At 70.6% G+C, this 13206-nt stretch carries 11 protein-coding genes; 7 read left to right on the top strand and 4 right to left on the bottom strand.

The window, feature by feature from the left end:
- From murD to AC0685_RS31230, 5 genes are read left to right on the top strand one after another with little or no spacing between them, the layout of a single operon-like run.
- Complete coding sequence (murD, locus tag AC0685_RS31250; protein WP_478228768.1) at positions 1 to 1404, top strand: UDP-N-acetylmuramoyl-L-alanine--D-glutamate ligase; 1404 nt, start codon at positions 1 to 3, stop codon at positions 1402 to 1404.
- Entirely contained in the window at positions 1391 to 2869 is a 1479-nt protein-coding gene (gene ftsW, locus AC0685_RS31245) for a putative lipid II flippase FtsW (RefSeq protein ID WP_478228767.1), read from the top strand. Before murD ends, ftsW begins: the two co-directional genes overlap by 14 nt.
- Positions 2866 to 3993 (top strand): undecaprenyldiphospho-muramoylpentapeptide beta-N-acetylglucosaminyltransferase, encoded by a 1128-nt coding sequence (gene murG, locus AC0685_RS31240; RefSeq protein WP_478228766.1) that lies wholly within the window; start codon positions 2866 to 2868, stop codon positions 3991 to 3993. Before ftsW ends, murG begins: the two co-directional genes overlap by 4 nt.
- Positions 3986 to 5395 (top strand): UDP-N-acetylmuramate--L-alanine ligase, encoded by a 1410-nt coding sequence (gene murC / locus AC0685_RS31235; RefSeq protein ID WP_478228765.1) that lies wholly within the window; start codon positions 3986 to 3988, stop codon positions 5393 to 5395. The genes murG and murC overlap by 8 nt, the downstream gene beginning before the upstream one ends.
- A gap of 2 nt (positions 5396 to 5397) precedes the next feature.
- Complete coding sequence (locus AC0685_RS31230) at positions 5398 to 6201, top strand: cell division protein FtsQ/DivIB (protein ID WP_478228764.1); 804 nt, start codon at positions 5398 to 5400, stop codon at positions 6199 to 6201.
- A 72-nt stretch (positions 6202 to 6273) separates the two neighbouring features.
- Here the strand turns inward: AC0685_RS31230 and AC0685_RS31225 are convergent, their stop codons facing one another.
- The gene (locus tag AC0685_RS31225; protein ID WP_478228763.1) at positions 6274 to 7023 is read right to left on the bottom strand and encodes a TetR/AcrR family transcriptional regulator; all 750 of its coding nucleotides are present in this window, start codon (positions 7021 to 7023) and stop codon (positions 6274 to 6276) included.
- Between the two features lie 95 nt (positions 7024 to 7118).
- Between AC0685_RS31225 and AC0685_RS31220 the strand changes: the two genes are divergently transcribed.
- On the top strand, positions 7119 to 7952 hold the full coding sequence (locus tag AC0685_RS31220; protein WP_478228762.1) for an NAD(P)H-binding protein: 834 nt from the start codon (positions 7119 to 7121) through the stop codon (positions 7950 to 7952).
- A 586-nt stretch (positions 7953 to 8538) separates the two neighbouring features.
- Here the strand turns inward: AC0685_RS31220 and AC0685_RS31215 are convergent.
- Both AC0685_RS31215 and AC0685_RS31210 read right to left on the bottom strand, forming a co-directional pair.
- Positions 8539 to 9330, bottom strand: coding sequence for a hypothetical protein (locus AC0685_RS31215; protein WP_478228761.1), 792 nt, complete (start codon positions 9328 to 9330; stop codon positions 8539 to 8541).
- A gap of 123 nt (positions 9331 to 9453) precedes the next feature.
- Positions 9454 to 11508: a PASTA domain-containing protein gene (locus AC0685_RS31210; protein ID WP_478228760.1), complete on the bottom strand. Its 2055-nt coding sequence runs from the start codon at positions 11506 to 11508 to the stop codon at positions 9454 to 9456.
- 185 nt (positions 11509 to 11693) lie between these two features.
- Here AC0685_RS31210 and AC0685_RS31205 point away from each other — a divergent pair, with 185 nt between their 5' ends.
- Positions 11694 to 12062, top strand: coding sequence for an Rv2175c family DNA-binding protein (locus tag AC0685_RS31205; RefSeq protein ID WP_126734959.1), 369 nt, complete (start codon positions 11694 to 11696; stop codon positions 12060 to 12062).
- On the opposite strand, the gene AC0685_RS31200 is transcribed toward AC0685_RS31205, so the two are convergent.
- Positions 12031 to 13197 carry an MFS transporter gene (locus AC0685_RS31200; protein WP_478228759.1) on the bottom strand — a complete coding sequence of 389 codons (1167 nt, stop codon included), beginning with the start codon at positions 13195 to 13197 and terminating at the stop codon, positions 12031 to 12033. The genes AC0685_RS31205 and AC0685_RS31200 overlap by 32 nt on opposite strands.
- Between the last annotated feature and the right edge of the window lie 9 nt (positions 13198 to 13206).

The following is a 13206-nucleotide window of genomic DNA, read 5'->3' as shown; positions in this document are numbered from 1 at the left end:
GTGGAACTGGCCGGGCGTCACGTCCTCGTCGCCGGAGCCGGGGTCACCGGCAAGTCCATCGTCCCCGTCCTGGCGGACCTGGGCGCACGGATCACCGTCACCGACGGCAACGCCGAGCGGCTGGCGGAGCTCGAAGGGCTCGGCGCGGAACTCGTGCCGGGCCTGACGGAGCCACCCGAAGGTGTCGAGCTGGTCGTGACCAGCCCCGGCTGGAAGCCGACGTCGCCGCTGCTGGTGGCGGCGGCCGAGGCGGGGATCGAGGTGATCGGCGACGTCGAGCTGGCGTGGCGCGTCGGGCAGCTGCGCGACAAGCCGCCGGTGTGGCTCGCGATCACCGGCACCAACGGCAAGACCACCACGGTCGGGATGCTGGAGTCGATCCTGCGGTCCGCCGGGGTCGACGCCGTGGCCTGCGGGAACGTCGGTTTCGCGGTGCTCGACGCGGTCCGGGCTGGGCACGAGGTGCTCGCCGTGGAACTGTCGAGCTTCCAGTTGCACTGGTCGTCGACGCTGGCGCCGCACGCCTCGGTGGTGCTGAACCTGGCCGAGGACCACCTCGACTGGCACGGCTCGATGGAGGAGTACGCGGCCGCGAAGGGACGGGTCCACACCCATTCCCGGAACGTGGTGCACAACCTCGGCGAGCCTTGGTCCGCCCGGCTCGCCGACGAGCACGCGCCCGCGGACGCCCGCCGCGTCGCCTTCGGCATGGACACCCCGCGCCCCGGTGAACTCGGGATCGTGGAAGACCTGCTGGTCGACCGCGCCTTCGTCGCCGATCCGGCGACCAGCGCCGACGAACTCGGCACCCTGGCCGACGTGCGTCCCGCCGGCCCGCACAACGTCTCGAACGCGCTCGCCGCCGCCGCGCTGGCCCGCGCGTACGGCGTCACCGGCGAGGACGTCGCCAAGGGACTGCGCGAGTACCGGCCGGCCCCGCATCGCGCCGAGGAGATCGGCGAGATCGACGGCGTCCGGTACATCAACGACTCCAAGGCGACCAACCCGCACGCGGCGAGCGGTTCGCTGCGCGCCCATCTGAACGTCGTCTGGATCGCCGGTGGCCAGCTCAAGGGCGCTTCCGTGGACGAACTCGTCGGCTCGATCGCCGGGCGGCTGCGCGGCGTCGTCCTGTTCGGCGTCGATTCACCCGTGATCGCCGCCGCTGTCGCGCGACACGCGCCGGATGTCCCGGTCAACAGCCTCCCTTCGGGTGACGATGACACCATGACTGCGGCGGTGAAGGCGGCCCGAGCCCTGGCGCGCCCTGGAGATGTGGTGCTGCTGGCCCCCGCCGCGGCGTCGTTGGACATGTACCGCTCCTACGGCGAGCGCGGCGACGCGTTCGCGCGTGCGGTCCGTGTCCTGCGCGACGGTGCGGGGGAGACCAGTGACGGCGGTTGAGGAAAGAAAGCGCGAAACCGCGCCCCGCAAGCGCCGGGAACGCAAGGAAAGCCCGTTCGTCGCCTTCCGCACCGCGCTGACGGCCTGGCTTTCGCGGCCGCTCGCTTCGTTCCACCTGGTCCTGGCGCTCACCGGCGTGCTGACCGTGATCGGCATCGTGATGGTGCTGTCCGCGTCGTCGGTCGCTTCGTACAACCCCAAGACCGGCACCGGCGTGTACGCCCAGTTCAGCAAACACCTCATGTTCGTCGCGATCGGCGCCGTGGTGTTCTGGATCGGGCTGCGGGTGCCGCTGGAACGCGTCCGGCGGTTGTCGGCGACGGCGACGGTGGTGTGCCTCGGGCTGCTCGTGCTGGTGCTGACCCCGCTCGGCTCCGAGGTCAACGGCTCGCAGGGCTGGTTCCGCCTCGGGGGGTTCGCCTTCCAACCGGTCGAGGCGGCGAAGGTCGCGCTGGCCTTCTGGGGCGCGCACATCCTGGTGATCAAGTACAACATCATCAACCAATGGCGGCATCTGCTCGTCCCGGTCGTGCCGATCGCGCTGCTGATGTTCGCGCTGGTCATGATGCAGCCCGACCTCGGCGGCACGATCACCCTCGCGGTCGTGCTGATGGCCCTGCTGTGGTTCGCGGGCGCTCCGAAACGACTGTTCGGCGTCATCCTCGCGGGTGGTCTCGCCGGGATCCTGGTGCTGGCGATCATCGCGCCGTACCGGCTCGCGCGGGTCATGTCGTTCGTCTCCGGCGACCCGGACACCAGCGCGGACGGTTTCCAGGCCAACCAGGCGAAACTCGCGCTCGCCGACGGCGGGTTCCTCGGAAAGGGGCTCGGCCAGGGCCAGTCCAACTGGGGCTACCTGCCGAACGTGCAGAACGACTTCATCTTCGCCCTGATCGGCGAGGAACTCGGCTTCGTCGGCTGCGTGGTGGTGCTCGGGCTGTTCGCCGGGGTCGCCGTCGTGGGCCTGCGGATCGCCACCCGCAACCTCGACCCGTGGATCCGCATCGTGTCCGGCACGCTGACCGTCTTCCTGGTCGCGCAGGCGGGGATCAACATCGGCTACGTGGTCGGCCTGCTGCCGGTCACCGGGGTCACGCTGCCGTTGATCTCGTACGGTGGCACGTCGCTGGTGATCACCATGCTCATCATGGGGATCCTCGCCAACGCCGCCCGGCACGAACCGGAGGCGGTGGCCGCACTGCGCTCGCAGGGGCCGGGTAAATTCGGACGCCTGCTGAGGCTTCCCGCGCCCGAGCCGTACCGCCCGCCCGCCAAACGCAAGGGCACCGCGGCCAGGGGAGGCGCCGCCAAGGCGGCGAGGCCCGCGCCGAGGACGGCGAGGCCTTCGCCCGCACAGGAGCGGCGCCGTTCGGTACGGGAACCCGGCAGGAGGACGGCCGCGCGAACGGCGGCGAACCGCGGTACCGCGAAACGGGGTACCGCAAACCGGAGAGGTCATAGGTGAACAACCCCGTCAGAGGTGGCGCCGCAGGCGAGGTCGCCGGCAAGGCACCGGTGGTCGTGGTCGCCGGCGGTGGTACCGCAGGGCATATCGAACCGGCACTCGCCCTCGCCGACGCGGTGATGCGCCTGCGTCCCGACGCGAAGGTGATCGCGCTGGGGACCCAGCGCGGACTGGAGAACAAGCTCGTCCCGGCGCGGGGCTACCCGCTGGAGCTGATCCCGCCGGTGCCGATGCCCCGCAAACCGACACCCGAACTGCTGAAGATGCCGCTGAAGGTCCGCGACGCGGTCAAGCGCACCCGTGAGGTCCTGGACCGGGTCGGCGCGGACGTCGTCGTCGGCTTCGGCGGGTACGTCGCGCTCCCGGCGTACCTCGCCGCGCGCGGCCGCACGCCGATCGTGGTGCACGAGGCCAACGAGAAGCCGGGCCTGGCGAACAAGGTCGGCGCGCGGTTCGCCGTCCGCGTCGCCGTCGCGGTCCCGGGGACGCCGCTGGCGAAGGCCGAGGTCATCGGCATCCCGCTGCGCCGCTCCATCACCTCGCTCGACAGGGCCGCGCTGCGCGCCGAAGCCCGTGAGCACTTCGGGCTCGACCCCGACGCTCCGACGCTGCTGGTCTTCGGCGGTTCGCAGGGCGCGGTGTCGATCAACGGCGCCGTTTCGGGCGCCGCCAAGGAGTTCGCGGATGCCGGCGTCGGCGTCCTGCACGCCCACGGGCCGAAGAACACGCTGGTCGTCCAGGAGTTCCCCGGAAGGCCCGCGTACGTCCCGGTGCCCTACCTGGAGCGCATGGACCTGGCCTACGCCGCCGCCGACGCGGTGCTGTGCCGCTCCGGCGCGATGACCGTGGCCGAGGTGTCCGCCGTCGGCCTGCCCGCGGTGTTCGTCCCGCTGCCTTACGGCAACGGCGAACAGGCGGTCAACGCCCGGCCCGCGGTCGAAGCGGGTGCCGGGCTGATGGTCGACGACGCCGACCTCACCCCCGCCAAGGTCGCGGAGCTGGTGATCCCGCTGGTGTCCGACGCCGACAGGGTCGCGAAGATGAGTGCGGCCGCGGTCGGCCTCGGCCACCGCGAGGCCGACGAGACCCTTGCCAAGATCGTGCTGGAGGCCGCAGGTGCCTGACAATCTCCCCGACACGCTCAGGCGTGCCCACCTGGTCGGGATCGGCGGCGCCGGGATGAGCGGCATCGCGCGGATCCTGCTGGCCCGCGGTGCCCAGGTCTCCGGATCCGACGCCAAGGAGTCGCGCGCGTTCCTTTCGCTGCGTGCCCAGGGCGCCGAGATCGCCGTCGGCCAGCGCGCCGAGAACCTCGACGCGTTCCCCGAAGGCCCGTCCTCGGTGATCGTGTCGACCGCGATCAAGGACGACAACCCGGAACTGGTGGCCGCGCGGGAACGCGGGATCACCGTGCTGCACCGCGCCGAGGCGCTGGCCGGGCTGATGGAGGGGCACCGCGTCGCCTGCATCGCCGGGACGCACGGCAAGACGTCGACGACGTCGATGCTGACCGTCGCGCTGCAGCAGTGCCGTCTCGATCCGTCGTTCGCCATCGGCGGCGACCTCAACGAGTCGGGCGCCAACGCGCACCACGGCGAGGGCGGGATCTTCGTCGCCGAGGCCGACGAGAGCGACGGGTCGTTCCTGGCCTACTCGCCGTCGGTCGCCGTGGTGACCAACGTCGAGCCGGACCACCTGGACCACCACGGCACGGCCGAGGCGTATGTCTCGGTGTTCACCGACTTCCTCGGCCGGATCGTGCCGGGTGGGCTGCTCATCGTCTGCGGTGACGACGAGGGCGCCGAGAAGCTGGGTGCGCGAGCCTCGGAGCAGGGCATCCGCGTTCGTCGCTACGGGCGTTCGGTCACCGGTGCCGAGGACGCCAAGGTGCTGGACTACGCGCCGGCCCCCGACGGCGGTGTCGTCCGGATCTCCCTGCGGGGTGAGGAAATCGTCCTGCGGGTCGCGGTGCCGGGCGACCACATGGCGCTGAACGCGATCGCCGCGCTGCTGGCCGGGATCGAGCTCGGCGCGCCGGTCGAAGGACTGGCCGAAGGGCTCGCCGCGTTCGGCGGCGTCCGGCGGCGGTTCGAGTTCAAGGGCCGCTCGGGCGACGTCCGCGTGTACGACGATTACGCGCACCACCCGACCGAGGTCGACGCGCAGCTGCGCGCGGTGCGGACGGCCGCGGGCCCGGGCCGGGTCATCGTGGTCTTCCAGCCGCATCTGTACTCGCGTACGAAGACGTTCTCGAAGGAGTTCGCGGCCGCGCTGTCGCTGGCCGACGAGGTCGTCGTGCTGGACGTCTTCGGGGCGCGCGAGAAGCCGGAGCCCGGCGTGAGCGGTGCGCTCATCGCCGACCAGATCTCCGGTGTCCCCGTGCACTACCAGCCCGCGTTCGACGTCGCGGCGAAGCTCGCGGCGGATCTGGTCAAACCCGGCGACCTGCTGGTGACCATGGGCGCCGGCGACGTCACGCAGCTCGGCCCGGAGATCCTGGCCGAACTGGACCGGCGGGCAGGCTAGCCATGACGCAGACCGGGGAACGCCGCCGCCCGGCCGAACCCGGTCGGCGTCCGAGCAGTGCACAACGCGCGAAGGCCCGGCGCCGCAGGCGGTCCGTGTACGACCGCCGCCGCACCGCCCGGCCCGCCAGGCACAAGGAGATGCGGCGCCGCTGGGTCGCGCTGCTGTCGGTGCTGACCGCCGTCGCCCTCGTCTACCTGCTGTGGTTCAGCTCGATGCTGGGAGTGCAGCAGGTCGACGTCGTCGGGGCGAGCTCCGTGCCCGCGGACCAGATCCGCGCCACGGCGGCGGTGCCGGACCAGAAACCGATGCTGCGCCTGGACACCGACGAGATCCGGGACAAGGTGGCGCAGATGCCCGGCATCGCCACCGTCGACGTCTCCCGGTCGTGGCCGAGCACCCTCGAGATCACCGTGACCGAGCGGACCGCGATCGCGTTCTTCGACAGCGGGCCCGGCGGCGACGGCGTGCACCTCGTCGACGGCGGGGGAGTGGTGTTCAAGACCGTCAAGGAGCGGCCCGCCGGGCTGCCCGAGCTGAAGCTGCCGTCGGTGTCGGCCGACGACCCGGTGACCCGCGCGGTGACCGGCGTCCTCGGCGTGATCCCGCAGCAGTTGCTCAAGCAGGTCACCACCGCGACGGCGAGGACCCCCGGCAGTGTCGAGTTCGCGCTGGCCGACGGGAAGACCGTGCGGTGGGGGACCTCGGCCGACACCGAACGCAAGGCGAAGGTCCTGGCCGCCCTGCTCACCCGCGAGGGCAAGGTCTTCGACGTCTCGGCACCCGATCTACCGACCGTCTCCTGACGCGTTTCGTCCTCTGAATGCGGTGGTTGGCGATACGAACTACCGCATTCAGAGGACGAAACGCGTCAGGGGTCAGCGGGTGACGAGGGCTTCGATGCCGTCCAGCAGGCGTTCCAGGCCGAACGCGAAGGTCTCGTCGGCGGCCTCGCAGGTGTCCGCGTCGTAACCGCCGCTTTCCCAGATCCGCGTCATCGCCGGATGGCGCTCCACGTCGAAGTACTTCTCCCAGAAGACCGACCGCTGCCCCCACCAGGCGTCGGTCGACTGCCCGGTCTCCTGTTCGACCTGCGCGGTCTCGGCGAACAGCGTCGCGTTGGCCTGCACGTAGATCTCGATGCTGTTCGCGGCCGCGGCCGTCTTGCGCGGCTCCAGCCCGATGTCCGACACCGCCGCGATCAGGTACTCCTGGCCCGCCATCAGCCCGGGGCCGAGCACCGGCCGCACCATCGACGTCGAGCGCAGCCACGGATGCGCGCGGAACACGGCCAGGGTGCGCTCGGCGTAGAGCCGCACCTGCTCGCGCCAGCCGTCCGGCCGCGGGTCGCCGGGGCCGGGGAGGTCCCGCTCGGCGAGCACCGAGTCCACCATGAGATCGAGCAGTTCCGTCTTGCCGGGGACGTAGGTGTAGAGCGTCATCGTGCCGGCGCCGAGTTCCTTGGCGATCTGGCTCATCGACACGGTCGCCTCGCCCGCGCTGTCGGCGAGCGCGACGGCGGTGGCGATCACCTGGTCGAGGGTCAGTTTCGGCTTTCGCCCCCTGGTCGGCTGCCGGGTTTCGCCGCGGTCACGCCACAACAGTTCGAGGCTGCGCTCGAAATCCATCCACACTCCACTCGGCCGTGAAGCTGGATTCTACATTCTCGTATGCGGTACGGTTAAAGTTATCCCGTAGGGCGTACGAAAAGGAGTGGGGAATCGTGACGATCCTGGTGACCGGTGCGACCGGAAGCGTCGGCAGGCTGCTCGTCGACGAGCTGGTGGAGGCCGGGGCGCCGGTGCGGGCGCTGACCGTCAATCCGGTGAAGGCGGCGTTGCCCGAGCAGGTGGAGGTCGCCAAGGGGTACCTGGGCAAGCCGGAGACCTTGCCGGAAGCCCTGAAAGGCATCGAGACCGTGTACCTGGCGCCGCTCGCGGCCAAGGTGGACGACTTCGTGAAGCTGGCGAAGGAGGCCGGAGTGCGCCGGGTGGTGGCGCTGTCGGGCAGCAACGCCGACGATCCGGCGGAGAACTCGAGCGGCGTTGACTACGCGATCATCGAGAAGGCCGTCCGGGAGGCGGGCTTCGACTGGACGTTCCTGCGGCCGGGCGCGTTCATGAACAACACCCTCGGCTGGGCCGAGACGATCAAGGCCGAGCGCGTGGTCCGCGAGGCCTACCCCGAGTCACGGATGACGCCGATCGACCTCGCGGACATCGCCGCGGTCGCGGCGCACGTCATCCTGACCGAAGGGCACGTCGGCAAGAAGCACACGCTGAGCGGGCCGACGGCGGTCAGTCAGCGTGAACAGGTCGCCGCCATCTCGGCCGCGCTCGGCGAAGAGGTGGTCTTCCAGGAGCTGACCCGGGAAGAGGCGAACAAGCAGTGGGCCGCCGCCGGGATCCCGGCGGAGATCGCCGAATGGCTCCTCGACGGCTTCGCGTACTTCACGGAGAACCCCGACAAGCCGACGGGGGTAGTCCAGGAACTCACCGGACGGCCCGGCGTCACCTATGCGGAGTGGGCGGTGGCGAACGTCGAAGCGTTCCGCTGAATGGTCGTGAGTGGCGATTCGGGTTCTCTGGAGGGGTAAGGGCAAAGGGGCCGTTCGGGGCATCAGGGTACGACGTTGGGGCTGCGGTGTTCCCGATGTGGCATTGGGGACGCTCAGCGCCTCCAGTGCCACATCGGGGGCGTCGAACCGGGGTGGCGAGGGCCTCCTTCACTGCTGTCAGGGTAAGCAAGGAGGCCCTCGCGGACACGCCACATTTGCCCATCCCCCTTCCCGAATGTCCATAAGGGACACTTTCGAGATAATGGTGCCCGATTTGGGTAATTTGCACGGCTTGCAAGGGGGCGTAAGTGATAAAGAGGGTTAGAACCCTGCTTGCCACTCACGGCCCCCATCGGAAACCACGCATATAGTCACAACTCGGACATTCAGCTGGAAGAAGGTGTCCTTTGTGGACACTCAGGGGCACGACCGGCTCCCTCCACTGCCTCGGAGTCAGCGAAGGGGTCCTTCACCGCAGAGGGTCGGTCACGCCGCATTTGACTACCCTCGATAACCCGAATCGCCACTCAAGACCCGCTGTACCGATGACGGTCCGGGCGGGTGATCGCAACAGCCTTACCGGTCCTCAGCGAGCCCGGCGGGGGAGGCGGGTCGGCAGTGGCGCACCACGCCGCGGCTGATCCGCCGCCGGAGCGGTCGCCTCGGCGGGCGGCGAGGACGGCCGCTGCGGCTGCGGCAAGGGCGGCGGGGCCTGTGAATCGCGGGGCCAGGCCGGGGTGATCATCGCCTGTGCCCCGACCCGGCGGACCGGCAGTCCGTGCGCCTCCCGTGCGGGCAGGCCTGGCCAGATCTCGCCCGCCTCCTTGGCGGCGTCGCGGATCGCGGTGCCGTCGAGCGAGGTGTGCGTCTCCTCGATGTCGCGGTCGAGCCATTGGACGATGAGCTCCAGCGGCCCGTCGGGCGGCAGCGGCCACAGGAAGATCTCGTGTTCGACGTGGAACGCCGAACCGCCCAGCCCCTGCGCGCGCAGCACCGGCTGGTCCGGTTTGGTGGCCGACGGCACGGAGATGGTCTCCGAACTGGCGCGCCTGCCGTCGGGGAAGAGCACTCCGACCAGCAGCGCGTTGTAGTCCGGGACCCGGCGGTGGTCGATCAGGCCTTCGCCGGGTTCGTCCAGCAGCAGATCACGCGAGTACACCGACAGCTGGAAGGACGCAGACTCCGGCCACACCTCGATCCCGCGCAGCGCCACGATGGTCCGCTCGGCGCGGCCCAGCGGCATCGACCAGGGCAGGATCGCCGGGACGATGTACTCGTGCGGCGGCTCCACCCAGGGGCGGCCGTTGTAGCCGAACAGTTCCTGTTCCGGCACCGGGAACAGGGGGCGGCTGCGCGGACCGTCCGTGAAGAAGCTCATCGCGGCGCGGCAGGACGCGGGGTGAAGCTGTCCGACCTGCCGTTCACGCCGTCAACGACCACCATGCGCTCACGGTAGCCGATGACCATGCCGGTACTGAACGGTTTCAAGGTACCTTTCGCGTCACCCGAAGCCCTTGATCTTCACTTTCGTGCCCTTCGGCACCTTGGTGCCCGGCTGCGGATCCTGTTCCAGGACGAAGTCGAAACCACCGTTTCCGCCGCCGTGACCGTTCCCGTTTCCGCGACCCTGGCGGTCGGGCTCCAGACCCGCCTGTTTCAGGATCTGAATCGCCTCCTCCATCCGTTTGAAGGTCACGTTCGGTACTTCGACGGCGTTCGAAACGAACACTCCGATACGGCGGTTGCTCGCCTTGCCGCCGCCCTTCGGGTCGGTGCGGATCACCTGACCGGCGGCGAACTGGTCGGAGAACTCCTCGCCGGCCTGGAACGGCTGGAAGCCCGCCTGCTGCAGGATCTGGAACGCGGCGTCCTTGCTCTGCCCGGTGACGTCCGGGACCGGCGGCAGCGGCTCGGGGCCCTTCGACAGGATGATCGTGACCTGCCCACCGATGTTCAGCTGCGAACCGGGGCTCGGGTCGACGCGGATCACCTTGTTCTTGGCGACGTCGCTGTACTCCTGCTCGCCCTGGACCGGGGTCAGCTGTGCGGCCTTGATCGCCGTCTCCGCGTCCTGCGGGCTCGTCCCGGCCTGGATGTCCGGCACGATCGGCCGGCCCTTCGAAAGCACGACGTTGACCGTGGAACCCGGCGCGAGCGACGTGCCCTCGCCCGGGTCGGACCGGATCACCGTGTGCTGGGCGGCGGTGTCGCTGTACTCCTCGGTGTAGGCGGGGGTCAGCTTCGCCGAGCGGAGCGCGTCCCCGGCGGCGGCCTGGTTCATCCCCGCCAGTTTCGGCACCGACGACGAGCTCGGCCCGGTGTCGTTGAGGATGAAGGCGAACGCGCCGATCAGGCCGCCGAGAACCAGCACCGCGGCGGCGATCATGACGTAGAGGCGCTTGCGCGACCCCGGCTGCTCGTCGTCGGCGGCCGGTTGGGGCCGTGGGGGAGGCGTGCGGGGTGGCTGGGCGGCGGGGATCTGCGGCTCACGGTGCAGTGCCTGCGTTCCGCGCGGGCCGGTGACCGGCATGGTCGCCTCGGCGACCGGGGTCAGCACCGTCGTCGCCAGGGCCGGGTTCGCCGCCGGGACGGCGGGGATGCCGGGAGTCGTGCGTTCGGCGTCGGTCTCCCGGTCGGCGTCGGCGGGCAGCGGCACGGGCACCGGGACGGCCGGGACGCCGAGGACGGTACGCAGGTGGTTCAGCTCGGCGAGGAACGCCGCGGCGTCGGCCGGACGCTGCTCGGGGTCGCGGCGCGTGGCGCGCAGGATCAGTTCGTCGAGCAGCGGCGGGATGCCCGGCCGCAGCTCGCTCGGGCGCGGGACGTCGTCGTTGACGTGCCGGTACGCCACCGAGAGGGCGGTGTCGCCGGTGTACGGCGGACGTCCGGTGAGCATTTCGTACAGCAGGATCCCGGCCGAGTAGACGTCGCCGCGCGAGGTGGTCGCGCCGGTCGCGACCTGCTCGGGGGACACGTAGGCGACGGTGCCGAGGATGACGCTCGAACTCGTGGTGCCCGCGCTCGCGATCGCGCGGACCAGACCGAAGTCGCCCACCTTGACCACGCCGCCCGAAAGCGCCGTGCCGCCGCGGCCGATGAGCACGTTCTCCGGTTTGACGTCGCGGTGCACCAGCCCCGCGGCGTGCGCCGCGGCCAGCGCGGAGAGCACCGGTTCGATGATGCTCAGCGCGAGCGCGACGTCCAGTGGACCGCGTTCGGCGAGCAGTTCACGCAGGGTCCCGCCGTCGACGAGTTCCATGACCAAGAACGCGCGGCCGGACTCCTCGCCGCCGGGGGTGTCGAAACCCTGGTCGTGCACCGCCACCACGTGTGGATGATGCAGCCGGGCCGCTGACCTGGCCTCCCGCTCGAAACGCTCGACGAACGACCTGTCGTCGGCGAACCGTGGGTCCATGATCTTGATGGCGACCTGGCGGTCCAGGCGGGTGTCGACGCCGCGGTACACCGACGACATCCCACCGCGTGCGAGCAGCTTGTCCACCCGGTAGCGGCCCTCGAGCAGAGTGCCCACCAGCGTGGGGTCCGTGCGTGTCACGGCTATGGATCGTACGGAAGTACCCATGTTCTGGTGTACGGGACCTGGCTCGCCGGGGATCACGATTCCCGCCATTTCGTCGAATCGGCGGTATACGTGACCGGGTGGGCACTCTCCGTCATGGTCCGGGTCGTCACCCATGCGTACTAACGGAGCGGGAGACGGAATGTGGCACAGTGTCACCTGTGAGTGGTATTCCCGTCGCCGACGACGTTCTCGATGCAGATGTGGCCGTTCTCCCGGTTCCGGAGGTCGCGACCGCGCTGAACGTCTCGGCCAACAAGGTCCGCCAGATGCTGCGCGACGGCCACCTGATCGCCGTCCGGCGGAAGGGCGAGCTGTACGTCCCGGTCGCGTTCCTGGTCAAGGACGGCGTGGTCAAGGGCCTGGCGGGCACCATCACCGTGCTCGCGGACGCCGGTTTCAGCCGGACGGAGATGCTGCGCTGGCTCTTCGCCGCGGACGAGACCCTGCCGGGGACCACACCGGTCAACGCGCTCCGCACCAGCCACGGCACCGAGGTCAAGCGACGCGCGCAGGCGATGGCGTTCTAGCTCTGACCAGCATGAACGTCGCGGCCGCCAGAAGCTGGCAACCCGCCGCGGCGCTCAGCGCGGCGGTTACGGAGAGTGCGCTCAGCGGTCCCGCGAGCGCGGCACCCGCCGCGAGTCCGGTGATTTTCACGCTCGCGGCCGTCGTGAATACCTGAGCCCGCACTCGCGCGGGCGCTTCGCGGTGCCGGATGGCGAAAAGCGCCGAAAGCTGCGGTCCTTCGGCGAATCCGGCGAGCACGGCGGCGGCCAGCAGAGTCACCCTGTCGTGCCCCGATGCCGCGAGCAGGAAGCTCGCGCCCAGCAGGACGGTGCTGGCGAGCACGGTGCGATCCGGCGGCGGCGGCCTGCGGGCCAGCACCGCGTTCGCGACCAGTGACGCGGCGGCCAGCACGGTGAGCAGCAGCGCGCCGAAGCCCGGATTCCCCAGCCGTTGGGCGCCGAGCAGCGGATAGCAGACGATGGCGACCCCGATGCCGAGGAAGGACATCGTGGACGTCGCGGTGGCGCGCAGCAGGGTGCGGTTGCGGAAGAGGACCGCGAACCCGTCGGCGAGTTGACGGCGGATCGGTGTCGCGGGTTTCGCCTCGGCCGCGGGGAGCGACCACGCGGCCGGGAAGGCCGCGGCGACCAGCGTGATCGCGACAGCCACCGCCGCCGGCGCTCCGGCGTACGCGGCCACGAGGCCGGCGAGTCCCGGACCGGCGAGGCTCGCGGCGGTGAACGTCATCGCGTCCAGGGTGCTGGCCCTCGTCAGCGGTGTCTCGCCGCGGACGTTCGGCAGCTGCGCCGTCCACCCGCCCGCCAAGGCCGGGTTGAGCAGCCCGGCCGCGACGGCCACCGGGATCGCCGCGGGGATTTCGACCAGCGCGAGCACCGCGCCGAGTCCGCCCGCGTAGGCGAGAAGCGCCCACGCCAGCAATCGGCCTGGTCTGGGACTGCGGTCGAGCAGAGCGCCGAGCAGCGGCCCGCCCGCCGCCGCGGAGATCGTCAGTCCCGCGAGCAGCGCGGATCCGGTGGCGGCCGAACCGTCGACACCGATGCCGAGCAGCAGCAACGCCGGCCCGGACAGCTCGTCGCCGGTCCTGGCGATCGTCGCGCCGGTCAAGTAGGCGGCGAGTCTGTAACGGCCTCTCATGGACAAGAC

The organism is Amycolatopsis sp. NPDC043889 (genome assembly GCF_056435645.1).
Note: the sequence above shows the minus strand (reverse complement) of the source record. Positions and strands in the feature narration are given on the sequence as shown.

Coding starts and splice junctions, on each gene's coding strand:
- AC0685_RS31230 (WP_478228764.1), top strand. CDS start 5,398: ATGACGCAGACCGGGGAACGCCGCCGCCCGGCCGAACCCGGTCGGCGT.
- AC0685_RS31225 (WP_478228763.1), bottom strand. CDS start 7,023: ATGGATTTCGAGCGCAGCCTCGAACTGTTGTGGCGTGACCGCGGCGAA.
- AC0685_RS31215 (WP_478228761.1), bottom strand. CDS start 9,330: ATGAGCTTCTTCACGGACGGTCCGCGCAGCCGCCCCCTGTTCCCGGTG.
- AC0685_RS31200 (WP_478228759.1), bottom strand. CDS start 13,197: ATGAGAGGCCGTTACAGACTCGCCGCCTACTTGACCGGCGCGACGATC.